Origin of the sequence: Pantoea sp. DY-15 (assembly GCF_019795935.1) — a bacterium.
Taxonomy (GTDB): domain Bacteria; phylum Pseudomonadota; class Gammaproteobacteria; order Enterobacterales; family Enterobacteriaceae; genus Pantoea; species Pantoea leporis.
This window is the reverse complement of record NZ_JAIMIF010000001.1, coordinates 1,475,001-1,500,203: the sequence shown is the minus strand read 5'-3', so window position 1 is coordinate 1,500,203 and position 25,203 is coordinate 1,475,001. Positions and strand designations below refer to the sequence as shown.

45 protein-coding genes are annotated in these 25,203 nt (G+C 51.8%); 39 read left to right on the top strand and 6 right to left on the bottom strand.

The features are described 5' to 3' along the window. Positions 1–13: 13 nt before the first annotated feature. Positions 14–304: a hypothetical protein gene (locus tag K5Y32_RS07335; protein WP_222182493.1), complete on the bottom strand. Its 291-nt coding sequence runs from the start codon at positions 302–304 to the stop codon at positions 14–16. A 99-nt stretch (positions 305–403) separates the two neighbouring features. Between K5Y32_RS07335 and K5Y32_RS07330 the strand changes: the two genes are divergently transcribed. Next, positions 404–529, top strand: coding sequence for a DUF2256 domain-containing protein (locus K5Y32_RS07330; RefSeq protein ID WP_072930066.1), 126 nt, complete (start codon positions 404–406; stop codon positions 527–529). A 13-nt stretch (positions 530–542) separates the two neighbouring features. Here K5Y32_RS07330 and K5Y32_RS07325 read toward each other — a convergent pair whose 3' ends face one another. From K5Y32_RS07325 to K5Y32_RS07310, 5 genes are all read right to left on the bottom strand, one after another. Beyond that, on the bottom strand, positions 543–833 hold the full coding sequence (locus tag K5Y32_RS07325) for a hypothetical protein (RefSeq protein ID WP_222182491.1): 291 nt from the start codon (positions 831–833) through the stop codon (positions 543–545). A gap of 125 nt (positions 834–958) precedes the next feature. Continuing rightward, positions 959–1,090, bottom strand: coding sequence for a hypothetical protein (locus K5Y32_RS24850; protein WP_255602419.1), 132 nt, complete (start codon positions 1,088–1,090; stop codon positions 959–961). Positions 1,091–1,296: 206 nt separating this feature from the next. Then, positions 1,297–1,788 (bottom strand): hypothetical protein, encoded by a 492-nt coding sequence (locus K5Y32_RS07320; protein ID WP_222182489.1) that lies wholly within the window; start codon positions 1,786–1,788, stop codon positions 1,297–1,299. Positions 1,789–1,790: 2 nt separating this feature from the next. Beyond that, positions 1,791–2,096, bottom strand: a complete 306-nt coding sequence (locus tag K5Y32_RS07315) for an antitermination protein N (RefSeq protein ID WP_222182488.1) — start codon at positions 2,094–2,096, stop codon at positions 1,791–1,793. 343 nt (positions 2,097–2,439) lie between these two features. Further along, positions 2,440–3,078 (bottom strand): LexA family transcriptional regulator, encoded by a 639-nt coding sequence (locus K5Y32_RS07310; protein ID WP_192233138.1) that lies wholly within the window; start codon positions 3,076–3,078, stop codon positions 2,440–2,442. A gap of 103 nt (positions 3,079–3,181) precedes the next feature. On the opposite strand from K5Y32_RS07310, the gene K5Y32_RS07305 reads away from it, so the two are divergent. From K5Y32_RS07305 to K5Y32_RS07120, 38 genes are all read left to right on the top strand, one after another. After that, positions 3,182–3,397, top strand: coding sequence for a helix-turn-helix domain-containing protein (locus K5Y32_RS07305; protein WP_192233140.1), 216 nt, complete (start codon positions 3,182–3,184; stop codon positions 3,395–3,397). A 121-nt stretch (positions 3,398–3,518) separates the two neighbouring features. After that, positions 3,519–3,800, top strand: coding sequence for a CII family transcriptional regulator (locus tag K5Y32_RS07300; RefSeq protein WP_049852105.1), 282 nt, complete (start codon positions 3,519–3,521; stop codon positions 3,798–3,800). A 34-nt stretch (positions 3,801–3,834) separates the two neighbouring features. Then, a complete protein-coding gene (locus tag K5Y32_RS07295) occupies positions 3,835–3,978 on the top strand; it encodes a hypothetical protein (protein WP_222182486.1) in 144 nt (47 codons plus the stop codon). Further along, the gene (locus K5Y32_RS07290; RefSeq protein WP_222182484.1) at positions 3,975–5,063 is read left to right on the top strand and encodes a replication protein; all 1,089 of its coding nucleotides are present in this window, start codon (positions 3,975–3,977) and stop codon (positions 5,061–5,063) included. The genes K5Y32_RS07295 and K5Y32_RS07290 overlap by 4 nt, the downstream gene beginning before the upstream one ends. Continuing rightward, positions 5,060–6,445: a replicative DNA helicase gene (locus K5Y32_RS07285; RefSeq protein ID WP_255602415.1), complete on the top strand. Its 1,386-nt coding sequence runs from the start codon at positions 5,060–5,062 to the stop codon at positions 6,443–6,445. The genes K5Y32_RS07290 and K5Y32_RS07285 overlap by 4 nt, the downstream gene beginning before the upstream one ends. A gap of 289 nt (positions 6,446–6,734) precedes the next feature. Continuing rightward, on the top strand, positions 6,735–6,968 hold the full coding sequence (locus K5Y32_RS07280) for a hypothetical protein (RefSeq protein WP_222182482.1): 234 nt from the start codon (positions 6,735–6,737) through the stop codon (positions 6,966–6,968). Then, positions 6,965–7,165 carry a Lar family restriction alleviation protein gene (locus K5Y32_RS07275; RefSeq protein ID WP_222182480.1) on the top strand — a complete coding sequence of 67 codons (201 nt, stop codon included), beginning with the start codon at positions 6,965–6,967 and terminating at the stop codon, positions 7,163–7,165. The genes K5Y32_RS07280 and K5Y32_RS07275 overlap by 4 nt, the downstream gene beginning before the upstream one ends. After that, positions 7,162–7,491 carry a hypothetical protein gene (locus tag K5Y32_RS07270; RefSeq protein WP_222182478.1) on the top strand — a complete coding sequence of 110 codons (330 nt, stop codon included), beginning with the start codon at positions 7,162–7,164 and terminating at the stop codon, positions 7,489–7,491. The genes K5Y32_RS07275 and K5Y32_RS07270 overlap by 4 nt, the downstream gene beginning before the upstream one ends. Before the next feature lie 119 nt (positions 7,492–7,610). Next, a complete protein-coding gene (locus tag K5Y32_RS07265) occupies positions 7,611–8,039 on the top strand; it encodes a recombination protein NinB (protein WP_222182476.1) in 429 nt (142 codons plus the stop codon). Between the two features lie 3 nt (positions 8,040–8,042). Then, positions 8,043–8,237 carry a hypothetical protein gene (locus K5Y32_RS07260; RefSeq protein ID WP_222182475.1) on the top strand — a complete coding sequence of 65 codons (195 nt, stop codon included), beginning with the start codon at positions 8,043–8,045 and terminating at the stop codon, positions 8,235–8,237. 142 nt (positions 8,238–8,379) lie between these two features. After that, the gene (locus tag K5Y32_RS07255; RefSeq protein WP_222182473.1) at positions 8,380–8,556 is read left to right on the top strand and encodes a NinE family protein; all 177 of its coding nucleotides are present in this window, start codon (positions 8,380–8,382) and stop codon (positions 8,554–8,556) included. Then, complete coding sequence (locus K5Y32_RS07250) at positions 8,553–8,978, top strand: HNH endonuclease (protein ID WP_222182471.1); 426 nt, start codon at positions 8,553–8,555, stop codon at positions 8,976–8,978. The genes K5Y32_RS07255 and K5Y32_RS07250 overlap by 4 nt, the downstream gene beginning before the upstream one ends. 98 nt (positions 8,979–9,076) lie before the next feature. Next, positions 9,077–9,253, top strand: a complete 177-nt coding sequence (locus K5Y32_RS07245; RefSeq protein WP_222182469.1) for a hypothetical protein — start codon at positions 9,077–9,079, stop codon at positions 9,251–9,253. Then, positions 9,246–9,833 carry a recombination protein NinG gene (locus tag K5Y32_RS07240; protein WP_222182931.1) on the top strand — a complete coding sequence of 196 codons (588 nt, stop codon included), beginning with the start codon at positions 9,246–9,248 and terminating at the stop codon, positions 9,831–9,833. The genes K5Y32_RS07245 and K5Y32_RS07240 overlap by 8 nt, the downstream gene beginning before the upstream one ends. Before the next feature lie 169 nt (positions 9,834–10,002). Continuing rightward, the gene (locus K5Y32_RS25015; RefSeq protein WP_222182467.1) at positions 10,003–10,137 is read left to right on the top strand and encodes a YlcG family protein; all 135 of its coding nucleotides are present in this window, start codon (positions 10,003–10,005) and stop codon (positions 10,135–10,137) included. Continuing rightward, positions 10,118–10,606 carry an antiterminator Q family protein gene (locus K5Y32_RS07230; RefSeq protein WP_222182464.1) on the top strand — a complete coding sequence of 163 codons (489 nt, stop codon included), beginning with the start codon at positions 10,118–10,120 and terminating at the stop codon, positions 10,604–10,606. The genes K5Y32_RS25015 and K5Y32_RS07230 overlap by 20 nt, the downstream gene beginning before the upstream one ends. A 568-nt stretch (positions 10,607–11,174) precedes the next feature. Next, a complete protein-coding gene (locus K5Y32_RS07225; protein WP_101763997.1) occupies positions 11,175–11,579 on the top strand; it encodes a hypothetical protein in 405 nt (134 codons plus the stop codon). 2 nt (positions 11,580–11,581) lie between these two features. After that, complete coding sequence (locus K5Y32_RS07220; protein WP_222182956.1) at positions 11,582–11,812, top strand: hypothetical protein; 231 nt, start codon at positions 11,582–11,584, stop codon at positions 11,810–11,812. Further along, the gene (locus tag K5Y32_RS07215; protein WP_222182462.1) at positions 11,809–12,276 is read left to right on the top strand and encodes a glycoside hydrolase family protein; all 468 of its coding nucleotides are present in this window, start codon (positions 11,809–11,811) and stop codon (positions 12,274–12,276) included. Before K5Y32_RS07220 ends, K5Y32_RS07215 begins: the two co-directional genes overlap by 4 nt. Then, complete coding sequence (locus K5Y32_RS07210) at positions 12,273–12,617, top strand: hypothetical protein (protein WP_222182460.1); 345 nt, start codon at positions 12,273–12,275, stop codon at positions 12,615–12,617. The genes K5Y32_RS07215 and K5Y32_RS07210 overlap by 4 nt, the downstream gene beginning before the upstream one ends. Beyond that, positions 12,614–12,910 carry a hypothetical protein gene (locus K5Y32_RS07205; protein ID WP_222182458.1) on the top strand — a complete coding sequence of 99 codons (297 nt, stop codon included), beginning with the start codon at positions 12,614–12,616 and terminating at the stop codon, positions 12,908–12,910. Before K5Y32_RS07210 ends, K5Y32_RS07205 begins: the two co-directional genes overlap by 4 nt. A gap of 147 nt (positions 12,911–13,057) precedes the next feature. Beyond that, a complete protein-coding gene (locus tag K5Y32_RS07200) occupies positions 13,058–13,297 on the top strand; it encodes a hypothetical protein (RefSeq protein WP_222182456.1) in 240 nt (79 codons plus the stop codon). Positions 13,298–13,365: 68 nt separating this feature from the next. Further along, positions 13,366–13,587 carry a head fiber protein gene (locus K5Y32_RS07195; RefSeq protein WP_222182455.1) on the top strand — a complete coding sequence of 74 codons (222 nt, stop codon included), beginning with the start codon at positions 13,366–13,368 and terminating at the stop codon, positions 13,585–13,587. Then, positions 13,587–13,805 (top strand): hypothetical protein, encoded by a 219-nt coding sequence (locus tag K5Y32_RS07190; protein WP_222182453.1) that lies wholly within the window; start codon positions 13,587–13,589, stop codon positions 13,803–13,805. The genes K5Y32_RS07195 and K5Y32_RS07190 overlap by 1 nt, the downstream gene beginning before the upstream one ends. After that, positions 13,806–14,315 carry a terminase small subunit gene (locus tag K5Y32_RS07185; protein ID WP_222182451.1) on the top strand — a complete coding sequence of 170 codons (510 nt, stop codon included), beginning with the start codon at positions 13,806–13,808 and terminating at the stop codon, positions 14,313–14,315. Position 14,316: 1 nt separating this feature from the next. Beyond that, complete coding sequence (terL, locus tag K5Y32_RS07180; RefSeq protein WP_222182449.1) at positions 14,317–15,993, top strand: phage terminase large subunit; 1,677 nt, start codon at positions 14,317–14,319, stop codon at positions 15,991–15,993. After that, entirely contained in the window at positions 15,993–17,525 is a 1,533-nt protein-coding gene (locus K5Y32_RS07175; protein ID WP_222182447.1) for a DUF1073 domain-containing protein, read from the top strand. The genes terL and K5Y32_RS07175 overlap by 1 nt, the downstream gene beginning before the upstream one ends. 52 nt (positions 17,526–17,577) lie before the next feature. Next, positions 17,578–18,270 carry a phage head morphogenesis protein gene (locus tag K5Y32_RS07170; protein ID WP_222182930.1) on the top strand — a complete coding sequence of 231 codons (693 nt, stop codon included), beginning with the start codon at positions 17,578–17,580 and terminating at the stop codon, positions 18,268–18,270. A gap of 12 nt (positions 18,271–18,282) precedes the next feature. After that, positions 18,283–19,602 carry a DUF2213 domain-containing protein gene (locus K5Y32_RS07165; protein ID WP_222182444.1) on the top strand — a complete coding sequence of 440 codons (1,320 nt, stop codon included), beginning with the start codon at positions 18,283–18,285 and terminating at the stop codon, positions 19,600–19,602. A gap of 1 nt (position 19,603) precedes the next feature. Further along, positions 19,604–20,086 (top strand): hypothetical protein, encoded by a 483-nt coding sequence (locus K5Y32_RS07160; protein ID WP_222182442.1) that lies wholly within the window; start codon positions 19,604–19,606, stop codon positions 20,084–20,086. Then, positions 20,086–21,120: a major capsid family protein gene (locus K5Y32_RS07155; protein WP_101764010.1), complete on the top strand. Its 1,035-nt coding sequence runs from the start codon at positions 20,086–20,088 to the stop codon at positions 21,118–21,120. Before K5Y32_RS07160 ends, K5Y32_RS07155 begins: the two co-directional genes overlap by 1 nt. Positions 21,121–21,123: 3 nt before the next feature. Next, positions 21,124–21,453, top strand: coding sequence for a hypothetical protein (locus K5Y32_RS07150; RefSeq protein WP_101764011.1), 330 nt, complete (start codon positions 21,124–21,126; stop codon positions 21,451–21,453). Positions 21,454–21,455: 2 nt separating this feature from the next. Next, positions 21,456–21,899, top strand: coding sequence for a DUF4054 domain-containing protein (locus K5Y32_RS07145; RefSeq protein ID WP_222182441.1), 444 nt, complete (start codon positions 21,456–21,458; stop codon positions 21,897–21,899). A gap of 2 nt (positions 21,900–21,901) precedes the next feature. Next, a complete protein-coding gene (locus tag K5Y32_RS07140) occupies positions 21,902–22,354 on the top strand; it encodes a hypothetical protein (RefSeq protein WP_255602408.1) in 453 nt (150 codons plus the stop codon). Then, a complete protein-coding gene (locus tag K5Y32_RS07135; protein WP_222182439.1) occupies positions 22,351–22,722 on the top strand; it encodes a hypothetical protein in 372 nt (123 codons plus the stop codon). Before K5Y32_RS07140 ends, K5Y32_RS07135 begins: the two co-directional genes overlap by 4 nt. Beyond that, entirely contained in the window at positions 22,719–23,258 is a 540-nt protein-coding gene (locus tag K5Y32_RS07130) for a hypothetical protein (RefSeq protein WP_176972805.1), read from the top strand. The genes K5Y32_RS07135 and K5Y32_RS07130 overlap by 4 nt, the downstream gene beginning before the upstream one ends. Beyond that, positions 23,259–24,737: a DUF3383 domain-containing protein gene (locus K5Y32_RS07125; protein WP_222182437.1), complete on the top strand. Its 1,479-nt coding sequence runs from the start codon at positions 23,259–23,261 to the stop codon at positions 24,735–24,737. A 12-nt stretch (positions 24,738–24,749) separates the two neighbouring features. Then, the gene (locus K5Y32_RS07120; protein ID WP_255602407.1) at positions 24,750–25,196 is read left to right on the top strand and encodes a hypothetical protein; all 447 of its coding nucleotides are present in this window, start codon (positions 24,750–24,752) and stop codon (positions 25,194–25,196) included. The last annotated feature ends 7 nt before the right edge of the window (positions 25,197–25,203 follow it).

Sequence of the window (25,203 nt, the reverse complement as noted above, 5' to 3'; positions counted from 1 at the left end):
CGCTTCTGCGCTGCTACTTATCCCACGTGTAAAGCGTGCAATGAGTTGCGTATAGCTCGCCATTCTTCCTAATTTTTGCGCAGATAACAGACCCAATGCCTAAAAGGTAGGTCGGCTTACTCGCGCGGCGAATCACTGAATATTTCTGGCCGCCGTAAGTTATTTCGCTACCCACATTTAGGCCGATCTCTTTCAACCCTTCGATCTGCCACTCAGCGGTCACCTCATTCAGCTCCTTGGTAAGCTGATTGATTTTGTCCTGTATATCGTGTGCGCGGTTACTCAGCAGAACATGCTTTTCCATCCATCAATCTCCTGTCAGTGGTTACCGGCCGCGTCGTTGCGACCGCTCTAAATTCATCTAAAATAATCCCTCTGCATCACTTTCCAGATGAGGTGCGTTATGAAGAAAAGTGAACTCCCAACCAAAATCTGCACCGTGTGTGGACGGCCTTTCACATGGCGTAAAAAGTGGGAGAAGTGCTGGGATGAAGTGCGTAAGTGCTCGGAGCGTTGCCGGAGGCAGTGAGCGTTGTCAGTAGCTACTGGCCCAGCGCTTTGGCGATAACTGATTCAGCTGCTTCCATCCGCCCCCATGTTGATGATGGCTTGTCAGGCTGCGGATATGTGTGCTTCTTGACGATAGCGACCATCTCCTGAAGCGCCTCAAGCAACTCTGGAGCAGTTGCTATCAATCTGGCGTTTGCGTCATCTTCGTTCTGCATTGCAAAGCACGTGGTAATCAGGTCGCCATTTGCATCAACGATTCGATTCCACTTATCGCTCTCATCAGAAATCAACCACGGCGATTTACTTCCACTAAATTCACTCATCTCAAATCCTCGCTATCATCGCCAACCCCATCAGCAAAAAAATCACTACCCAGCAGATAATGCAATCTTGTGTGCTCATGGTTTTGGCCTTGGTGTAGGTAAAAAGAAACCCGCTCGGGGGCGGGCTAAATGTTTTCGGATAACCAGTTAAGTAGCGCTTCCATTGCCTCTTCTCTGGTTTGGTAGGTGTTTGGCAACCAATCTCCATTCCATGATGCCGCCCAGCTTCCGTTTTCTTCGATATCAATTTCCCACATACTCACCCCTTATCAGTTCTGTTGCGCCAAATGGTGTGCGTATTCGCTCGCCAGCGTTACCTTTCACATAAATCCCCCTGACTCAGCGCAACCTGCAGGAAGTAAGTGGCAGGCTCACTTTTGGCAACGAACCGCCGCCGTGGCGATTCAAAAGGTTCTGCTGCGTCCGCGCTGTTTAGTGAACAGGTGGCGTAAAAAAAGGCCGCCTAAGCGACCAGTTGTGATTCACGACATTGCTTATTCAGCCGGTTAAATACGTCCCGGAAGGTGGGGTATTCCTCTTTCGAAACTTTGTTCAGATAGCGATACCCGATAATTCCTGTTTCTTCATCGAGAACGATTCGGCCGCCGCTAACGCCTACCACAAAGAAGAACCGCGGATGCTTACGCCATTGAGTAATCAGGCCACCATCAATCGCCTGCTGAAGATATGCAGGTAACTCAACCAGACTTACGATCGCAATCTTTGTTTCTTCTCGTTCAATTGCGTCCTTAGTGCGATGAATGCTGTCCTGTAACGCTCGCAAAGCGTCACTTTGCTTATCCCACTTGTTCAGCGTTGCTTGTCCATTGCGCTTGTCATTCAGTGGCTGTCCGTTAGCCGAAGCAACTGTGTCAAAGTGGTTCTGAAGGCGATCGTCAAATCGCTGCTGTTTCTTTGCCAGTGAAGCTTTCAAAATGTCCAGGCGCTTACTCATGCTCAACCTCTCGCCGTCACGTTGTCTTTAGATTTACGATAGCCAGCTGCGTAAATTGCAACGTCTGTCAGACACATTCCTGGTTCAATCTCACCGCCGATGTACTTAGCCGCACCCGCCAGAATCTGCTTGTGATACTCCGTCTCGGTGTCGACTGCCTTCATTACGCGATCTGCCGGCTTGCGGTTCATCGTGAGGATAGGGCGGCACGCTGGTGATGCTTTAACGCCAACCAACAGGGGGTTGGCTTGCTTCCATGCCGATTGCTTCTCAGCACGAGCTGCACGGCGTTTTTCTTGTGCATTCATGGTCATTCTCCTGTCAGTTAGCTTTGGTGTTGTGGTGGCATCGTGGACCAGCTATCGCTGAGACCTGCACGAAGTTGCTACCCACCACAACCCAAAGCTTGCTGCTTTGAATGTTTGCGCTTTTTCAGCGCTATCTGTTAAGGAGCAGGGACTGCATCTCTTGTCCCGTTATTGCTTCAGCGTCCTGCTGTGAGATGAATAATCACAAATTGTGTTTTATCAGTCAACACAAATTGTGATTTATTTCATCACGCCACGTGATGTGATTGATTTGGAATGGAAAATATTTTTTGAGGGCAATAAAAAACCCGCCGAAGCGGGTTTGATATGGTGTGCTTTAGGTTTAAAGCTTCATAAGAGATTGAACTGCAACGCCTATAATCCGGCAATTACCATTGATTGGAACCGCTGGGTAGGCGGGGTTAAGGCCTTTGAGATACTTCTGCCCGCCATCAATGACCAGCTTTTTGAATGTCGCTTCATTTGCTTCTGTGATTTTTGCGATCACAAGGCTGCCATTTACTGGCTCCTTGCCAGTATCGAACAGCACAAGCATACCTTCGGGAATGCTTATCCCGGCTGGAGCAGTCATTGAGTCGCCTTGCACGCGCAGCCAAAAACCACTGCCAAAAACCGGCTCGTCAGTTTCATACCACTCATCAATCTCTTGTAGAGAATAGGGTTCCATAGCTTCGCTCCATGCACCGGCGCTGACCCAGCTGATCAGCGGATATTTTTTACCAGGCTTATATTGTCCCTTATAAGCATCGCCAAACAGAAGCTCAGGCGCAGACACGCCCAACGCCTTAGCGATCACCTCTGCGTCTTCTACGCTAACGCTTCTGGTCCCTGATTCATAATTTCCGATGCGAGATTGCGAGCCCCATCCACAAAGCTCCGCCAGAGCCTTCTGAGAAAGACCACGTTCTTCGCGCAAGCGCTTAATTCTGGATGAAATGGATTCGATTCTGTTCATGCGCATTTTGTATCACAGTCCGTGTTAAAAGGCTTTACACGATTTGTGTTGATATCGAATCACAAATTGTGTTTAATGTGCGTTGAGTGACCACTTTTAAGGAACGAGTATGAACAACATTGCCAACGAACGGAAAAAGCTTGGCATCACTCAATCTGTGCTGGCGACAGCGTGCGGCTGGAATCAGTCCCGCCTGGCTAATTACGAAACAGGAATTCGAGCACCAGATTTAGAGTCATGCCGCAGCCTGGTTAAAGCGCTGAACAAATTGGGTGGCAAAACAAACCTAGATGTTTTGTTCCCACCAAGAAAGACCGCAGCTTAAGCAGTTCCGCTCTTAAACATCCCCGCCCTGAAAAAGGGCAGTAATCAAACAAACGATTCAATGACGTGACTGCAGTCCGCAATGTCACGCAATTACTTATTCAACAAAGGAATATTACGCAATGGAATCAGCAAACTACAGCAAACCAACAGAGAGCGAGATTAACCGCACTCAAACAGATCTTTTACTGGCTGTGTCTCAAATGACCGGGCGAGAGTTCGCTAAAGGCGTTGGGTGCCATGAGACGAAGATTAGCCGCGCTGACTGGCGCTTTATTGCAGCTGTGATTTGTACGGCTCGTATGGCTTGGGAAGTTAGCCCGATGGGCCGGTTAGTGCAGGAAACGATTGAGGCGATAAGCGCCAAAGAAAAAGCCCCAAACGCGGGAACGTTTGAGGCCTGATGCGAAATGACTGGATCAAATCACAGGGGTAATTATGACAAAGAAACACGTCGTGTACCAGGCAGAAATGCACAAAAACCTTGCCCGCATCGAATTCTGCAAAGCGTTCAACCCGAAGGTGGCTGAGAAGTTGAAGAAAATTCTGGAAGAGCACAGAGCGAAGGAGAGGGCAAAATGAACAACGTAGCCTATGCAAATTTCGGGGCCAATCAGCAGCCCGTGGAGCGCAGAGTGGTCGATATCGATGATGGTTATACCAAAGTCGCTAACGAGCTTCTGGAAGCCATTGCAAGCGCTGATCTTACCGCTCGCCAGTTGAAGATAATGCTTGCCTATATGCGCAAGACATATGGTTTCAACAAGAAGTCAGATCGCATCGCTGATGAGCAAATATCTGCCATTACCGGCATCTCTCGCCAGAACGTGAACAAGGCAAAAAAAGAGCTGCTGGAAATGAATTGCCTGTTCAGAAATGGCAATCAAATCGGCATTAACAAGGAGGTTTCAGCGTGGCATTTCAGCAAGAGTCTCCAAGTTAGCAACCTTGTCTCTAATCTGGAGACAAAAAAAGTCTCTAAGCTAGAGACAGTTCGAGTCTCTAAGTCAGAGACACACAAAAGACATTATTTAAATACAAAAGAAAATACCCCCCTAACCCCCCAAGGGGGCGATTCAGATCTCGCTCAAGAATGCCTGGATTTTTATAACCAGACGACCGACAGCAGATGCTCATCAACAGCCCCTTTTGAAAAAGCCCTCAGCACTGTGAAAGCCAAAGGTGTTTGTTACAGCGCTGAAGAGGTCAAGCTGGTAACGGAGTGGGCATTCAAGGTCTGGAAGAACAAACCATCGCCAAACAACCTGTGCCGCATGACGCGGTTCGATACCTACCTGTCTGACGCCCTCAAATGGAATGACTGCACAGAACGCAACCCGGCGCCATGCCCCCATGACGAACTGGTCAATCTCTGGAATGCCAAATTCCCGGAGCGAGCAGTGGAATCACATGAATGGAACAAATCGCGGCCGGCATACCGTGGAATGGAGCGCGTGTGGAATGGGAAAACCAATAACGGCGCATGGCGTGAAGTGAAGCACTTCGCCACCGTGTTCGACCTGATCCGCAAATCCAAGCTGTGTGACGGATTGCATGAAAAAACATGGCTGACACTGGACTGGATCCTCGATGCCAAAAACTGGGCGAAGGTCTACGAGCAAGCCCGCCGCGAGTACAAGCAGTCAAAACAGGGAGTGATGGCATGAATCAAATTACCAGATATTCAGACATGTACGTTGAACAGAGCGTTATTGGTTCAATGATGCTGGCATCCTCAATCGAGGATTTGCAGGACAGCGCGATGGACGCTATCGAGAACTTGACGGCTGATGACTTTACCAGCTCATCACACCGACTGGTAATTGGTGCCATAAAGCGACTGCACCTGAGTGGCGCCAAAATCGATCTGCTGACGCTCAGTGCCGAACTGGAGCAAACCGGCGAAATCGATATGGCTGGCGGCTTCGCATACCTGGCTGAAATCACCAAAAACACGCCATCCGCGCGTAACCTTGGCGCCTACAGCGCGAAGCTGAAAGAGTTAACGCTTGGTCGTCGTGCGCAGGCAACGCTGAATGCCGGCATAAGCAAACTGCAGGATCCGGGGATTGTTCCGCTGGTAGATATCATCGGCAGCATTCAGTCGGAGATTGGCGCCATTGAGACGCAGCAGGATGACGGAACACGTCACATCATGGACGGCATCAACATTTCCATCAACGAGATTGAGTCGATCATCAATGGCGACATCTGGAAGCACCGCACCCAGCTAGGTATGAAGACAATCGACGAAGCATTCGGTGGCTTCAACAACACCGATTTCATCGTGGTTGGCGGTCGTCCTGGTATGGGTAAAACCATGTTCAGCACGACGGTTACAGAGTGCGTGGCGCTTCACAGCAAAAAGCCTGTACTGTTCTTCAGCCTTGAAATGCCTATCGAGCAGATTTCCCAGCGCATCGCTTATCACCGCGCCCGGATCAGCAAAGAGCAGCTTCTCAACGAGAGCGACAAAAGCGTTTGTGATGCGGCGTGGGCAAAGCTAAGCATGGCGCTTCAGGACTTCCAGGGGGCGCCAATTCACATCAATGACAAAACCGCATTAAGCGTCCATCAGATTCGATCTGAAGCGCGCCGCATGCATAAGCAGACAGGCGGTCTTGGCGTAATCATCGTGGACTACCTCCAGAAGATGAAAATGACGAACCCGGAAAACATGAATCAGTCAGTAGGGGAGATCGCCACCGGCTTGAAAAACCTCGCTAAGGAATTGCGTTGCCCGGTCATCGCACTGGCGCAGTTAAACCGAAACCTTGAGCAACGCGCCAATAAGCGCCCGGTCAACTCTGACCTGCGTGAATCAGGCGTTATCGAGCAAGAGGCTGACGTAATTTTCATGGTTTATCGCGACGACAAATACAACCCGCAGACCGAATTCAAAGGCATCACTGAAATCATCTGCACCAAATCGCGCCACGTCCCGGGCGCCGAAAAGCCGTATTACTTCAGCAGCTCCTTATCCGGGCTGGATCCGGTCAATTTAAGTCAGATTAACCAAGAGGGCTATGAGCATGAAATTGAATGCTGATTCCCGTTCCGAAAAAGGCGGCAAGAGCAAAACTAAAGGTGGATTCAGATGACGAGAATTGAACAGATGTTCGCTTTGCGAGACGCGATGAATGGTCGGATGTACTGCTCAAACATCAACTTTCCCCATGCGTATGTCACTGTTTTAAACGTGTGCCGCGCAAGTAATGGATTTCAGGTGCTATTCAACGCAGCTGGAACCCATCACAACGTGTTCTGTGGTTACAAACGATTCCTGCAGCGATTCCCACACGAGGTAGTTTCATTCGTAGATAGTCAAGGAGTTGCCAATGAACAAACTAACCGCAGATAAAGCCAGACACGCTTTAGCGATGCTCCGCGCTGGCGCAGAGCAGCAAGTACTGAGCATAAAAAGCGAGTACATGATGCAAGCACTTGAGATTGCCCTGCCAGTTCTGGAGCAGCAGGAAATGATAACGGATAACGCACCGTTGATAACGGATAAGCCAGATTTGATAACGGACACCTACCGGCAGATTGAAAATGATGGGAGGGAAGGATGAGAGAGAAACTGAAGCCGTGTCCGTTCTGCGGTGGTGCTGCGCAAATTCAAAGCAACAGAAGCTGGCATTACTTGCACGTTGAGCATGCTGAAAACTGCATCCTCGAAGACCATGAGCCGCAGTACTCCGCTGCTGAAGGTCAATATGAGCTGATGGTGCAGGACTGGAACCAGCGATTCGAACCGGAGGCATCGTGAACCAGTTCACCAACCATCAAACCAGCGGCGATGATTGCCGTGAAAGTGGAGGGGGGGAAACCAGCAGGGAGCAGTTTGAAGCATGGTTTCAAATTCACTGGATTGGAAAAGTGTCCAGCATGAGCATGTTCGAGCGACATCGGTTGCGGAATATAGCGTGGTCAGCATGGCAGGCCAGCCGCGGCGCTATCGAAATCAGCTTGCCACCCCGCGTTATTACTGCCGAGATAGGCCCAGCAGTATCGCTTGAGAAGATGACCGCGAGACTCGCTGTTAATGGAATCAAGGTGAAATCAGATGAGCAACGTAATCCCACTCCGTCCTGACCCACTCCGCAATCTCTACGAACTAATCGACAGCATCCACGACACCAACCCTACACCAGAGACTAAGCGCATCGTTGATGAGGCTTTGGCATTGGTGCAGAAAATGATTGAGGCCAGGCATGGAGACACAACGTTACCTGTTGCGTAACAGCAACGTCCGGCAACACTGCATCAGCGTCATCCAGCAATTACCCACCGATACCGACAAACCGCTGCAAGTAACCATCCAGGAAGACACCCGCAGCCTTGCGCAGAACCGCATGCTATGGGCCTGCCTGCATGACGTTTCATCACAGGTTGTCTGGTATGGGCGAAAGCTGGACTCGGAGAGCTGGAAGCACGTTTTCAGCGCCGCGCTGAAGAAGCAGGAAACCGTGCCGGGTATCGACGGCGGCTTTGTAGTGCTGGGCCAGTCAACCAGCAAGATGCGCGTCGGCGAGATGCGCGACCTGATAACCATCATCCACGCATTCGGCGCAGAGCATAACGTCAGATTCAGCGATGAATCAGCACGCGCCGCCGAGTGGGCTAACCGATTCGGAAGTTAACCAATGACACCCTTTACCGATATTGGCGCAGCCATCGAAGAAGCTGCGTGGCTGGCGTACGTCCATAAGAAACCTCACTGCGTATATCAGCGCTTTGACGGCCTGATGGAAGTGAAGCCAGAGCATCCCGATCGCAACGCAATGTTCACCACCGGCACGCCGGGAACCGTAACCACTGAATATAGGTGCGCAGCATGAGCAAAGGCAGATACCAACACCACACACAGGAAGAGTGCAACAAGGTAGGGAGGCTTAGAAAAATGGGGCTGACATACGCAATCATCAGCCAGCGAATGGGATGCAGCATCGATACATGCCGCCATATGTGTGCGAGGGCGAGATGAGCAGACAGCGTAAATCACCCACTCAAATCTGCATCGACCACCTGATATTCCAGCCCACCAAGCGAACCCGCTCAAAACGCAAACCCATACCGCCAGCCAGTGAGGTGAAGACTTTTGACTACACCTACGGATTGCTGCGCGCGAAATGGGACAGGATGAGGTTTACCCGATGAAGCTAACCACCAAGCAACGCTCAGCGCTGCGTATGAAGTTTGGCGGGCGATGTGCATATTGCGGCTGCCTACTGCCAGAGAAAGGCTGGCATGCAGACCACGTTGAGCCGGTTCTGCGCATCTCTGAAATTGACGAAGTAGCGAGGAAAAAAGGGCTGTGGAAGCTGAGGAACACCGGAGATGTTACGTATGCCTCGAGAGAGAACATTGAAAATCATTACCCGGCATGCGCACCGTGCAATCTCTTCAAAGCGACATTTAGTGTTGAGGTGTTTCGCGAACAAATTGCAAAGCAGGTGGAGAGAGCAAGAGCCTCAAGCGTCAACTTCCGCACTGCTGAGCGATTTGGACAAATCGAGGTAACGCAGGCACCAGTTATTTTCTGGTTTGAGCGCTATCGGGAGGAAGAAAATGCCGCGTGAACGCTGCCACCGCTGCCACACCATCCTCACCAGTGAAGATAAGCACTACTACGAAATCGCATGCAACCAATGCGAAAACGACCTCAAGTGGGAGGAGTATGAGCAACACAGCCCCATCAAATCAGCCTACTGGCGCTGGCGAGCTATCTGCTTTGGTGTGCGTGTTCTGCGCCATTACCCTGGCCGATTGCGAGACCTACTGCTGCACAGATTGCGCCGACCATCTACAGGAAGCCGATCCCAATTTCGGCATGACAGGAGACGATGATGGCTAAAGGCATCAAGCCGAAACCGCCGAAGCCGAAGAAATGCAAATGCTGCCCTGAAAAATTTATCCCCCGCAATAGCCTTCAAACCGTCTGCTCACCCAAATGTGCCATTCAACTCGCTAACCAAATCACCGAGCGCAAACAAAAGCGTCAGGCGAAAGAGGAGCGTGCTGCATGGAACCAGCGGAAAGCAGATGCAAAGCCATTAAGCCACTGGACAAAGCTGGCTCAGCAGGCGTTCAACGAGTTCATCAGAACCCGTGACGCGGATGATTGCTGTATCAGCTGCGGACGTATGCATCAAGGCCAATGGCACGCAGGGCACTTCAGAACGGTAAAGGCTTCTCCAGAAACCCGCTTCGATGAAGACGGATGTCACAAACAGTGCATGCCTTGCAACCACCACCTCAGTGGAAACATCCCCGGATACAAGCCGAACCTGATTGCCAAAATAGGGCGGGAAGCTTTCGACCGCCTGATGGGTCCGCATGAGCAGAAGAAGTGGACGCGGGAAGAATTGCAGGAGCTGGCGGCGCACTACCGGCAGAAAACCAGAGAGCTGAATAAGCAAAGAGAGGCAGCATGAACTGGGATGTGGTTTTCATCATTGCCGCATGGGGAACACTCTTGTTTGTTTGGATGCCCAGGAAGCACATGCAGCATCGAAAGCGAATGAGGTCACTACGTGCAATGAACAAAGGCTATCGCTTCATGCAGAAGTACAAAGCGATTAGGGCATTAACCGGGAGACCATCATGACCGATTTCCTAAGACAAAAGTGGCTCCGGCTACGCATCATGAAGATGCGCGGCATGTATGAGATCAACTATCGAATTATCCGGAACTCAGCAAAATTGATGGGAGGGCACCATGCCAGTACGCGAGCTTAATCTCAGCAAAGATCAACATGACTGGCTTAATGGCTGGTTAGAACTGTGGGGAGCATGGGTATATTCGGGAAGGCTTGAAAAGCGCATGACCAGCGTCATAGCGCAATACATGGCTACTGTTGAACCACAATCATATCCTTACCGGCCAATGTGCAACGATGATGACGGACTCTTGATTTCTCAGGTCGTGGACTCCGTCATGTGCATCGATAAAAAAGCCCTTGGCATCCTGCTCAGTTACTACGCTCACGGCTCTTCCAAGCGTGCGATCGCATCTTACTATCACAAGTGCGCAAGTCCTCGCAAAATGTCGGGTCGCGGTGGTGAAAGCTATCGCGTACCGTCGATGATTACTTGCCGGCGAGAAGTGGACGAAATACTCAATGCGAGTTTGTATCTTCTCTATACTCCGCTGCTAAATGCATTTAACGATCGCAAACGTGTAGTGAAAATTAGAAAAGTCGCATAGTAGGGGTTGACTCCATTGAGCCAATGAGCCACAATTTGGATGTAAGCTGCCGTAAGTGTTCTTAAATGAGCCAGCAGCGACAAATTCCATCACAGTGAGATAGTTAAAGAGCCTCGTAGCCTCACCAGCTAGCGGGGCTTTTTTGCGATATTGACACCCGAAAAAAGTTTTTGTAAAAAGTGAATCGCCTGATGTGTATTGTTCTTTAGTCCAATCATTCATCTCGCATATCAGGCCGAAAGCCCCGTCTTAACCGATGGGGCTTTTTGTTTTTCTGGATTCTGGCAGCCAGCTGGAATGCCCCGCATCTGAAAGGATGATGCGGGAACCAACGCCGCTGATGGGTCATGAGGCTTCCGCGCTGGACGGTTCGAAACTGCGGCATCCAGCAACCAAATCTCAAAATCAGGCACTTTTGCGATTGCCTGAGATTAAAGGTCAGCCATAGAGCTGATCACCTCTTTCGCCCATGCCAATCAACTTAAACATCCCTCGTTATCGTGTCTGGCATCGGGCGTCTTTTATTCACAGCAATGGGCCGGAATATCCGGGATCGCCGGAGACGGCTATGGACTTCGAAATTACCAAAGAGTTTTTCATAGGCGCCGGCGGTTCACTTGCTGCGTGCGTCGCTGGAATTCTTGGATTCTCCAGATACTGGGTAAGCGGCAGGGCGGCAAACGCCAATGACCGCTCTCAGATGAACATGCTTCAGTTTCTAACCGATGAGCTCAAAAGCACAAAGGCGGAAAACAAAGAGCTTCGCGATGAGATAGAGCAGCGCGACGAGACTATCCGAAAATACTGGGCGGAGATTGGAGAGACAAAAACCTCCCTCCGGCTCATCCAGGAATCTCAGCGACATCTCGAAGAGCAGAACACTCTTCTCAAAGAACAAATTCACGAACTCACCACATCCAACATCGAGCTGATGAAGCAGGTGGTAGAGCTCAGGGATTCACTGAGGGTTTAACGATGACAGAATTACTGGACGATCGTCCCGTCACCCTGCGCACCGTGCTCATCGTCTCTCTTACCTCGCTGGCTATCTTCCTTGGTGGAATGTCATCAGGGTATTTCCTTGCCCGGTCTGAATACCTTCCAAAGACGGAAGCGCGAGACAAAGTGGTTAATGAAATTAAGCAGAAAGTTGAACAGCTACCTCAGCAGATTAACCGGGACATTCAGGAGGATCAGAAGCGATGAGCCAGATTATTCAGATCCTCAATTTTGAGGAAGGTTTTAAGCCACGCGCTTATATCGACTCTGAAGGTTACCCGACAATCGGCACCGGCTTCCTGATTGGCCCTAAAGGCTCACCGGTCACCAACTACACGTTCACGCTATCAAAGAATGTTTCAGATGTGTGGCTGCAGGAACTGGTCGACGTTAAAACAGCAGAGATGCGTGCTAACCCCGCAATCTACGCTGCGCTGAAGCAATGCAATCCAGCACGTTCGGATATGCTGGTTAGCATGGCGTACCAGCTTGGCACCAATGGCCTGGCTGGTTTCAAAAACACACTGTCGATGATTGCAGTGGGCAACTTCACTGGTGCAGCTAACGGGATGATGAATAGCCTGTGGGCTCGCCAGACAAAGAATCGCGCTTTACGTCACGCCGATGTGATGCGCACCGGCAGCTACGACATCTACAAGGGGCTGATATGACATTCCTTGTATGGCTACTGAATATCTTCGTGATGATTATCGCGCTGCTGCTGATCCGCAAATACACCAGTCTCGAATTCGTTGCCCATGCCAAATTGTTGTTTAAGGCGTGGAGCGTGTGGCTTGGTGCAATCTCGGCGGCGGTGACCGGCTACATGATGCAGTTTCCAAATGCTGCGCTTGATGCATGGAACTCGCTACCTCCTGACCTGAAGAGCTTCATCCCGCCAAACCTGCTTGGTTACATCAGCCCCACGTTGATGGTGATGGCTGTGCTTGCTCAGTATGTGAGGCAGAACAAACTGAAAGACCGAGCTGACCAGATGAGAGGTAATCCATGAGCGAAATACTCTCCCTCTTCTCTGGCGGCTGGAATTACGTTCTGGCCGCAGTTGCTGTCGTGGCTGCATTACTGACGAGTTATTTCGGAGGTAAGAAAGTTGGCACTGTCCAGACGCAGGCAAAGGCAGATGTGGCTGCTGCTGAAAAAGATAAGAGCCAGGTTGAGGCGGTAGCGAAGAAACAGAATGAGAACGCGGAGGCCGCCAAGAATGTTCAGTCGATTAATTCCGGCATTAGCGATAGTGCTGCTCGCGACAAGCTGCAGCGGTCGAAGTACAACTCAGCCGACTAACCAGCCAACACAGGTAGTCGATTCATCCTGTAGCGCATTCTCACCCATCATCACCCACGGCGACGACTACAAGGTCATGGACATCAGAACCGTCCGGGCTATCAACGCTCACAACGACCTGTACGACAAGCTGTGCGGAGACAAGAAATGAATCCACTTAAATGGCTGCTGACTAAATCAGAGCCTTCAACCAGGGAAAGCATCGTGAGCGATATTACCGCATCAGAGCCAGTTGCAGTAGAAGCACAAGAAGCATCTCCAGTAGTTGCAGTAAAAACCGGCGTGAAAGACTTCGAAGCAGCATTCACTTTCGTTGAGCACGGCGTCGCTCAACTGGGAGTTGCAGCTAAAGATGAACTGAAAGCGCTGGCGCAGAAGTACCTGTAAGGCATTACAAGAGCCATCAACTTTTCCAAGTGGCTCTGATAATGATTTACCCAAGCGAGGAATCGAACATGAGCACTAAATGCATGTCAGTTGGCGGCTACCCGGTAGACGTAGCAACCCCTGAAGATGCTGAGGGTGGTGAATACACGCTACCGGCAGCAACAACCACTGCGATCGGTGGCGTGAAGAAAATGGCAACGCAGGCTGATTCAACCGCAACCGATGTTGCTGGACTGGTGACAGACTTCAATGCGCTGCTTGCGAAGGCACGAACTGCAGGATTGATTTGATGGCGAAGCTAATCAAGCACTGGAATGTGTTCATCACTACCCAAGCATCATTTTCTCATGGTGGCGATCGTATTCTTGTTGGCGCTCAGCGCTCACCAAACCCAAACATCGACGCGGGATTCCTTCTCTTCGAAAACCTTGATGGTGCGCAGAGTGGGGTGAATTTGCGTGAGGTGCTGGCATTCAATATCGAACCTGAATTTATTGAAGAGAAATAAATGGCAAAGCTCACCGACAAGCAAGAGCTGTTTGCCCGTGAGTACCTGAAAGACCTCAATGCCACTCAGGCAGCTATCAGGGCGGGTTACAGCGAAAAGACCGCCAAAGAGACTGGATATGAGAACCTCACAAAACCTCACATTCAGGAGTTGATAGCGGAGCTAAACAAAGATCGCATGGAGAGGGTGCAGATTGACGCCGACTATGTGCTCAAGCAGGCCGTAAAGCTTCACGAGCGATGCATGCAAGAGGTTGAGCCATTGACCGACAGGCGCGGTGATGTCGTAACCGATGAGAAAGGCAATGTCGTTTACGCTTTCGACGCCAAAGGCGCAGCTGCAGCATTACGATTGGTTGGCGATCACGTCACCGTTCAGGCATTCAAAGCCAACGTTAAATCAGAGCTTGTTGGCAAAGATGGCCTGCCGATTCAGGTAGTGAATTATTCCCCAGCAGATTACGCAGCCGCTCAGCAGCAGCTCGAGGGGAAACTAGACGGATTAGACTGATATGGCGAGAGTAATCGAATGGGAGGATTTACCGTTCCCAGAGCGCGTTGCCGTTAAGTCAAAATCAACCAAGTCGTTTCTCAACTTCACCCGCTTATGGTTCGAACTGATTCAGGGCGATCGCCTGCTGGTTAACTGGCATCACCGCTTGATGGCATCGAAGATTGATGACCTGATCGCCGGTGAGTTGCAGCCGCGCAATCTGATAATCAACATTCCGCCAGGTGGAACAAAGACAGAATTTTTCTCCATCCACTTTCCAGCCTACGTTAACGCGTTGGTGCAGGAAGGTAAGTTAAAGCGCTTTCGCAACCTGAACATCTCATTCGCTGACACGCTGGTTAAGCGTAACTCACGCCGCACCCGCGACATTATCGCCAGCAAAGAATATCAGGAGCTGTGGCCTTGCTCATTTGGCGTTAATCAGGCTGAAGAGTGGGAGATACTGGACGTTAAAGCACGCTCAACAGGTCAGACGGTTTCACGCTCCAGTAATGGACAAATTACCGGTGGTCGCGGAGGTTACTTCGGCCCTGACTTCTCTGGCATGGTGATGCTTGATGACTACAACAAGCCGGTCGACATGCTCAGCGAGTCAAGGCGCAACAGCGCCAATAGCTTGCTGGTTAACACCATCCGCTCACGTCGCGGCGATAAGTCGAAAGAGCACCCAACGCCATTCGTGAGCATTCAGCAGCGCCTTCACACAGAGGACGCTACAGGCTTCATGCTGTCCGGTGGTATGGGTGTAAACTTCCATCACGTTGCTATACCGGCGCTGATTACCGAAAAGTACATCGAGTCGCTTGCTGAGCCGTGGAAGACGCTTTGCTGGGAAACGGTCAAAGACACAGAGTGCGTAACCGTATCAGGTGAACGCTACTGGTCATACTGGCCTCAGATGGAGGATGTGAACGATCTGGTTGCTCTTTGGGAGCGTGACCGCTACACATTCCTGTCTCAGTACCAGCAAAACCCGATGGCGCTTACTGGCGGTATTCTCGACACAGCATGGTTTCAGACATACGTCACCTTGCCAAAGCTTCAGTATCGCGCTGTGTATGTCGATACGAACAGCGGCAAGGTTGAGGACTGGCTGGATTACACCGTGTTTACGCTGGTTGGAATGGGCGTTGACGGCAATCTCTACATCATCGATGTGGTGCGCGGACGCTGGGACCCGGAAGACCTGCTGAAGAAGGCAGAGGAACTTTGGGCCAGATGGAAAATGAGCGGCTCTGTTCGCGTCATGCCAATGCGTCACATGGCGATTGAAGAGAAACAGGCCGGACAAGGTCTTATCACCACGCTGAAGAAGCGCAGCACCATCCCCGGTCAGATGAGCATCCCGGTTAAAGAAATTCCACGCGGCACCGGTCAGAACAAACTGGTTCGCTGCCTGAACGTCATCCCGCAGATTAAAACCGGCAAAGTGTTTGTGCCGGCAACGCACGATCAGAACGGTGCGGCAATCATCCATACCTACTACGAAGACAACACGGTCGCTGGCAACACCTCGTGGGTGCTGACGGCAATGACTGAGTGCGCCGCGTTCTCTGCTGATGACAGCCACGACAACGACGACATTCTTGATACATGGATGGATGCCATCGACGACAACCTGATTTCAGGACACGCGCCAATGGCTATCGACCCGAACCAACTCAGGAGAATTTGATGTGGTGGTTTAAGAAAAAACAAATCGCCGCGCCTGAGCCGGTGAAGCCGCCTGAAAAGCCGGTTATGAAGATTAAGCCCGAAGAAGTAGCCAGCGTCACAGCAAAGCCTGCCAGAGAGTTTCAGCCGTACAAACCACCTAAAGGCGTCATCCCCGCAAACATTGAGACAGCCTTTCTTGCAATGGACTCGACCGACTACGTTGCGATGAATGATGCCTACGCGATGGGCATGGGCCACGGCAACCTCGACAGCTTCCCCGGTTATCCCTATCTCGCAGCAATGGCACAGAAGCCAGAGTATCGCAAGATGGTCGGCACCATCGCCGAAGAGATGACACGTAAGTGGATCAAGCTCAAGACGGTTGGCGATGACGATAAGTCAGACCGCGTTAAGCAACTGGTTGATGCGCTGGAGCGCTATCAGGTTCGCGAGAAGTTTCGCGAAGCAGCGGAGCACGATGGTTACTTCGGTGGTGGACAGATTTATATCGATGTCCTGTCGCCTAAAAATGTATCGGCCTGGACTGATGATGCTGAGCTGCAAAGCAAGCTGTTTATCAGCGACAAAAAGATAACCAAAGGCAGTCTGAAAGGGTTGCAGGTTATCGAGCCTGTCTGGACATACCCCGGCGTTTATAACGCGAGCAACCCGCTAAGCCCTGATTTCTACAAGCCGACAGAATGGTTTGTGATGGGTAAGACGGTTCACGCCAGCCGCATGATTGATTTCGTATCGCGTCAGGTGCCAGACCTGCTGAAGTCCTCGTATAACTTCCGCGGGCTGTCTCTGGTGCAAATGGCGGAGCCTTACGTTAACAACTGGCTACGCACGCGTGACAGCGTCAGCGATATGATTCACTCCTTCAGCATTCCGGTGCTCGGTACCGACATGAGTCAGGTGCTGATGGGTAATGGCGCGGATGAGCTGCTTAGCCGCATGGAGCTGTTTAACCGCTGCCGTGATAACCGTGGTGTGTTTGCCAAGAACAATATCGGCGAGAGCGAAGAAACGGTTGAATTCGTCAACGCTCCACTGTCTGGCCTTGATGTGCTTCAGGCGCAGTCTCAGGAGCACATGGCGGCAGTTTCCAGCATCCCGCTGGTCAAGTTGCTGGGTATCACGCCAAATGGCCTGAACGCTTCATCAGACGGCGAGATTCGCGTTTTCTACGACTACATCCACTCACTACAGCAGGCAATGTTCAGCGGCCCGCTAAAGCGTGTGATGGACGTTATTCAGCTATCAGAGTTTGGAGAAATCGACCCGGATATCTTCTTCGAGTTCGAACCGCTGTTTGAGATGAGCGCGAAAGAGAAGGCTGAGATTCGCAAAATCGACGCTGACACTGACGCAGTTTACGTCACTCAGGTTCAGGCGTTATCAAATGTGGAAATACGCCAGAAGATTGCTGACGACCCCGAAAGCCCTTATCACTCACTGGACTTAAGCGATGACCTCGAAATCGAAGAAGGCGACCTCGACGAAAACGAGGAAGCCGAGTCCGAAGACGATCCGCCCGACAAGACCTAACGCCGGTGTTGAAGCCTGGTACCGTAAGCAGCTCGATAAGCTAATCACCGAAATGAACGACTCGGTGGTGTACTGGCTGAAAGCGAATTACCGGGCATCCGGCGCATTGGCAATGGACGCATCCCCAGCGGTGTTTATGCGTGACGCGATGAAGAAGCTGGCTAAGCGCTGGCAGAAGCGTTTCGATGATGTGGCCGCAAAGCTTGCTGACCGGTTCGCAGGTCAGGCGCAGAAGAACTCAGACGTGTCGCTCTACAACGCGCTGGAGACTGCCGGTATGACGGTTCAGTTCAAAATGACGCCAGCGATGAATAACGCATTGCAGGCGACCATAGCTGAAAATGTTGGGCTGATACGCAGCATTCCTGAGCAGTATTTAACTCAGGTTGAAGGGATGGTAATGCGATCCGTTGCGAGTGGTCGCGACCTTGGCTACCTCACGGGTGAGTTGCAAAAGAGATATGGCATAACCCGACGTCGCGCCGCCTTCATTGCCCTTGACCAGAACAATAAGGCTACATCTGTTATGCAGGCCGCAAGGCAGCAATCGCTTGGGATTGTAGAGGGTGAATGGAGCCACTCTGGCGCTGGTAAGCACCCACGCCATTCACATGTTAAGGCGGGTAAAGAAAAGAAACGTTTTCGCCTGGATAAAGGTTGCTTTATCGATGGTGAGTGGATTTTCCCCGGCCAGCTACCCGGCTGCAAATGCGGTTGGCGCCCAATCATCCCCGGACTTAATTAAACGGAAGCACACATGACTATCGAACGGTTAGCGTTTGACCGCGCATCCGTGCGCAAACTCGATCATGTCGGCAGGCTTCAGGTTTCAGTCAGCAACATCAGCAAAGCGAATGTCTGCCCCTACTATGGGCGAGAGATTCCCGGTCACGAAGAGCTGGGCCTTGACCCTGACAAAATCTACCGGCTGTACCGAGACCCTGAAGAACTTAAGAAAGCCGCGCAGACATTCAACAACATCCCGATCCTCTGCATTCATACCCCTGACTTCCCCGGCGACCCGCCGCGCGAATATCGGGTTGGCTCTACCCACTCAAGCGCTTCCTTCGATGGCACGTATTTAGCTAATGGCCTGTCCATCTGGGACAACTCGGCTATCGCAGGCATTGAGACTGAAGAGCAAAAAGAACTGTCGTCCTCGTACCAGTACAGGGCTGACATGACTCCCGGCGAAGCACCAGATGGCGAAGCATTTGACGGCGTCATGCGTGACATCGTCGGGAACCACGTTGCACTGGTCGAAACCGGCCGCGCAGGAGCTGACGTAGTAGTCGGCGATTCTCTCCCACAGGAGTTCAAACACATGAAGTTAGACCGCAAAGGCGTTGCCATCCGTGCAGCGCTGGGAGCGTACCTTAAGCCGCGACTGGCTCAGGACGCCGCCCCGAAAGACCTGACGGCCATCCTGAATGCCCACAAAACACCGAAGGCAATTGCACAGGCCATCTCCAGCAAATACAAACCGACACTGGCCGCCGACATGGAGCTTGAGCCAGAAGAGCTGGTTGAAATCATCGAAGCATCTGCTGAAGGCGTTGAGCCGGAAGAAGAAGTGAAGGTTGCAGGTGATGACGATAACGAATCGATTATTTCTCTGCTGCGCGAAGCTGGCGTATCTGAAGAGGTAATCGCCAAAATCTCCGCCGCTCTGTCTCCTGCAGTTGCTCAGGATGCCGACAAAGACGACGACAAAGACGAAAAGGACGAGAAAGTGGACAAGCCCGCTATGGACGCTGCCATTCGCCACGCCACTGACAACGCCACTAAGAAAGCTGCTGAAAACTTCCGCTTAGTGCGCCAAGCCGAGCAGGACGTTAAGCCGCTTGTAGGCGATCTGGTTGCGATGGACTCAGCTGATGATGTCTACCGCACCGCGCTGGAACAGCATGGCGTAGACGTCTCTGGCGTTCACCCTTCAGCGTTCCGCGCGATGGTAGCTCAGGCTATCAGCCATAAAGAAAATTCACGCCCTGCAACTATTGCGCAGGACGCCGCTTCCATCAGCGACTTCGAGAAAGAGTTCCCGACCGCTGGCAAACTGAAACGAGGTTACTGAGATGGCAGGTTTTCAGAGTGTAATTAACCAATACCCGGCCCCGGGTGTTGAGGGTGGTTTCGCAAGCACCAACGAACATGCCACCTATCTGGCGGGTGAAGCGGCTCTGGTTGCAGGCACCGACGGCCTGACCATTGGCCGCTTTGCATGGGACGTTAACGGCGTGGCATCTAATGCCGGCACTGGCGTTCCTTCTGGCTTCGTGCATCGCGATGGTCAGGCAGTAATCACCACCTGGCTGGGCGCAGCATCAAACGTTATCCAGTCCGGTCGCGAAGTGACCCTGATGGTTGCTGGTGACTTCTGGGCGCGTACTTCTACTGCTGCTACGCGCGGACAGAAAATCTTTGCGTCACTGACCACTGGTCAGATTCAGACGGGTGCGGCTGGCGCCACGATCGCCGGTTATGTCGAAACCCCATTTAAAGCCGGTAGCGTCGCAGCAGCAAACGAACTGGTTAAAATCAGCACCTGGAGCAACTAATGAATAAGTTTCAACAGCACTACGCCGCAGCGAGCGGCAAGTACGGCATCGTGCTGCCGGGCGCGAAAGACTATCTGAAGCCGGAGTTTGCAGAAAACTTCTCTCTGGCGATGGATGCCCAGCCAACAATGGTTACCACTGGTAGCTCAGGCATCCCGGCATTCTTCACCAACTACGTTGATCCGGAACTCATCCGCGTACTGGTCACACCGATGAAGGCTGCAGAAATCATCGGTGAAGTGAAAAAAGGCGACTGGACCACTCTTACCGCGCAGTTCCCGATCGTAGAATCAGCGGGTGAAACCAGCTCTTACGGTGACTACAACCACAACGGCATGACCGCAGCGAACGTTAACTGGGTTCCGCGTCAGTCCTACCATTACCAGACTCACACCCGCTGGGGTGAGCGCGAGCTGGAAATGTACGGTGCTGCGCGTATCGGTTACGCCGCTGAACTGAACGTGGCTTCTGCTCTGGTGCTGAATAAGTTCCAGAACAAATCCTACTTCTACGGCATCGCTGGCCTGCAGAACTACGGCCTGCTGAACGACCCTTCGCTGCCAGCATCAATCACGCCAAACGCAACCGGCACCGGTAGCGGTGTTACATGGTCAACCAAAGATGGTCAGGCTGTGTATGACGATATCCTGAAGCTGTTCGGTCAACTGGTATCGCAGACCAAAGGCCTGCTGGACATGAGCACGCCGATGACGCTTGCTATGTCACCGGCTATGTCTGTGAACCTGGCTAAGACGAACATGTATAACGTGAACGTCTCCGACCTGCTGAAGAAAAACTTCCCTAACCTGAAGATTGAGACGGCTATTGAGTACTCAACTACAGCCGGTGAAATTGTTCAGCTGATCGCAGATCGCCTGGGTGAGCAGGACACTGCTTACGCCGCCTTCACGGAGAAGATGCGTGCGCATGCCGTGGTGACTGAAGAGTCATCATGGAAGCAGAAAAAATCTGGCGGCACCTGGGGTGCAATCATCCGTCAACCGCTGGCAATCGCCACCATGTTGGGAGTGTAAGAAATGGCTGAAGTCGTAACTGTAGGATGCAAACTGCCGAATGGTCTGGTGCTGGATGTTGAAGGCTCTCAACCGATCGTACTGAATGGCGCAAATTCAGCCACCGTAATTGGTGGCTATGGCCTGACAGAGAACGTCGATAAGGCAGTTTTCGATAAGTGGCTGGAGCAGCATAAAGACCAGCCCTATGTGAAAAACGAGCTGGTATTTGCTCAGGCGAAAACCAACAGCGCCGAATCTAAGGCCAAAGAGAATGCTGACGTGAAGTCAGGCCTCGAAGGTCTGCCGCAGGATAACCCGGCTCCCGGCGTAACCAAATCTGACGGTAAGTAATCATGGCGGTCGTTGTGTTTGATGTCGCGGCGTTCCGCGAAAGTTACCCGGAATTCGAAACCGTAAGTGACACGCTGCTGAATGCTAACTTCATTAAAGCAACGGTCTACCTGAACAACACCGACACAAGCCCGGTCACTGATGTGAATCAGCGAGCGGTGTTCCTGAATATGCTGGTAGCTCACATCACCGCCCTCACTAGTGGGGTAGGGGGGCAGGCGGCGTCAGGGTTGGTTGGGCGGGTAACGAGCGCATCTGAAGGTTCTGTGTCGGTGTCAGTGGATGCTGGCCCCTCCAGCTCCGCTTCATGGTGGTATCTCCAGACACCTTACGGCGCACAGTACTGGCAGGCCACGCTGCCATACAGGACGATTCGTTACCTGCCCGGTGGCTCACCATCGATGTACCCGTATCACTACAATCGCCGCGGCACCTTTCGGAGGTAATCATGACTAGCTTTTCAGGTGGTGAAGGCCTCGAGAAAGCGCTGGCGGAGATTGCGGAGAAATTGGGTAACGGCTCTACGTTGCGGGTTGGATTTCTTGAAGGCGCAACTTACCCTGACGGCGAATCGGTACCTATGGTTGCTGCAGCGAATGAATTTGGCGATCCGGGCATGAATCGTCCGGCGCGCCCATTCTTTCGACGTATGATTGCGGTCAAATCACCTGGGTGGGGAAATGACATATCAAGAATTGCGATCGCCACCAGTTACGACCCGCGTTCTTTTCTTCCATTAATGGGCGAGCACATCAAGTCGCAGCTGCAGGAGTCAATTCGTGAATTCACAGACCCACCTTTATCTCCCTATACCATTAAGCGGAAAGGGTTTGCTAAGCCGCTGATTGAAACCTCTCACATGCTGAACTCGGTCGATTATGACGTTAAGGACGGCGTATGAACCTCCATGGCATTGTGCGCCGGGCTATCACCACCGTTAACGCGGATGTTCCGGGCGTGATGATGGTTAGCCTTGGCACGTACACAACTGACGCAGCCGGTCACCGAACTCCTGCTTATAGTGAACAGGAGGTGACCGTGCAGCTGCAGCCACTGACTTACACCGACCTGATGAAGCTCGACGGGCTTAACCTGCAGGGCATCAAAAAGAAAGCGTACGTGAACGGTAACTTTGAAGGCGTTAACCGACCGAAGCAAAAGGGCGGCGACAAGCTCATCGTTAACGGCGAGACGTGGCTGATTACTCAACCTCTGGAAGAGTGGCCTGACTGGTGCGCCTTCGCTGTAACGCTGCAGGTGAGCACATGAGCGCGACGATAAGCATTAAACAGGATGACCTGACGACCGCCTTGCGCGGTTTTTTATTGTCTCTTGTCGACGTAGAAGTGTTTCTGGCGCAGGAAAACCTTGTGCCGATGCCGAATGAAGACTTCGTCACCATGACGCCGATGTTCATTACCGGCCTGTCAACCAACCGCGTTGCTTATAACGATCCCGGAGTGGGTGCGGGCAGTGAGATGACACAGCGAAGCAATCAGTGGCGATGTCAGCTCGATTTCTACGGCAACACAGCTGCAGAAATGGCTGCGATCGTCGGCACGATGATTCGTTCTGAGTACGCCGCGAACTGGTTCAAACAAAACAACATGCCGGTGACACCGCTTTATGCCGGTGAACCGCATCAGACAACGATGATAAACGCCGAGCAGCAGTATGAAAGCCGCTGGACGCTTGATTTCATCGCGCAATTTAACGCAGTCGTTACGACGCCTCTGTATTTCTTCGACGAAATTGAAGTCACAGCGATTGCCGCAGACCTGAAATACCCACCGGAGAATGCTTAAATGCCAATCCCTTTAAGTAAAGACATTGATATCATCCCCGGCGTGCTTTCTGCCGGCGGTACAGCCCTCTATCTGAATGGGTTGGCTCTGACCGATAGTGAATATGCGCCAGTTGGTGCAGTGACCGCATTCACCAGTCCGGATGACGTTTTGAGTTATTTTGGCTCCTCATCCAATGAACATGAATTCTCGAAAATATATTTCAAAGGTTTCGTCAATTCGACCAAGAAGCCTGGCGCATTGCTGTTCGCTCGCTACAACGTGACTGACGTTTCAGCTTTTCTGCGCTCTGGTTCGATGAAAAGCGTCACGCTTGACCAGCTTAAGCTGATGAGTGGGGTGCTCACGATCACCGTTGACGGCACCGTGAAAACATCGACCAACATCGACCTGAGCACAGCAACTAGTTTTGCTATGGCGGCCGACCTGATTGAAACCGCAATCGGCAATACCGTAGAAGTGACCTTCGACACTACTCAAAAGGCGTTTATCATCACGTCAGCAACGGCGGGTGCTGATAGCACCATAAGTTACGCCTCTGGAACCATCGCGACGAGCCTGAAGCTAACCAGCGCCCAAGGCGCGGTGATTTCTCAGGGTGCTGACCCGGCTGTCGCCGCCGACGCTTTCAAGCAGATTAAAAGCAAGTCACAGAATTGGGCGTTATTCACTACCACCTTTGCCGTCGACGAAGTAATCAGTCTTGATCTCTCCTCATGGGTGGATGCTCAAAACTACCGCTATGGCTATGTGCCTCACGATTATTCAGTCACAGCAACGGTTAGTGGAAGCACCGATTGCCTGGCATACAAAATTATCACCACCAAAAACTATGCCAGCGTGATTCCGGTGTATGGCGATCATCTTGATGCTGCTGCTGTACTTGGTTACTCAGCATCTCTGGACTTCGACCGTTTAGAGGGCCGTGTAACGCTGAAATTCCGTGAAGTAGATGGCCTTACTGCCAAGGTGTCTGATTCTGAGGTTTACGATGCGCTTATCGCTAACGGATACAACTTCTACGGCGAGTATGCAGAAAACAACATCACCGAGAACTATTGGGCTGATGGTACCGTTTCAGGTTCGTTCAAATGGGTCGATAGCTTCTGCTTTGAAATCTGGCTGAATGCCAACCTTCTCGGTGATGCGATTGAAACGATGAAATCGAATCGCTCATTCCCGTATAACGCGCGTGGCAAGGCTATTATCGAAGCAGGATTTGCGGACACCTTTGCACAAGGCGTTGCGTTTGGTGGCATCCGCTCAGGCGTGACGCTGTCATCCTCCCAGATTTCAGAGATCAACAACGCAGTCGGATCCGACATTTCCGCATCACTCAATGCCAAGGGTTATTACCTGTATATCGGCGATGCGACGTCAACAGTTCGCGCACAACGTGGCTCACCACCGATGCAACTTTGGTACTGCGATGGCGGCAGCGTGCAGAAAATTTCATTACCATCCACGATGGTTCAGTAAGGAGCCGAATAAATGGCCGGAAATAACACGATCACCAGTGCTGACGCTATTTTTTCGCTCACTGTGACAAATCTGTACCCAACTGCGCAGGTGCTTGAGGGTTACGCCGCAGACGCGATGTTTGCGATGGGCGACACCGAAATGGCAGTTGCTGTCCGTGGCGCCGACGGCAAGCTATCAGGTGGCTTCGTCTTCGGTGAATACCTACAGACGATCACCATCATGCCTGATAGCCCAAGCTGGCCCATCTTCGAAACGTGGGTGCTTACCTCCGTAACGGCAAAAGCAATCTTCCGCTGCAACGCGACGATCATCATCCCTGCAACCGGGAAAAAGTACACGCTGACCAACGGCATCCTGCAGCGCACCAAAGCAATGCCTGATGCACAGCGCGTACTGGCGGCGGGTACTTTCCAGATTAACTGGGAAAACGTCACCCCTGAAGCTTACAACCCATAAGGCACCA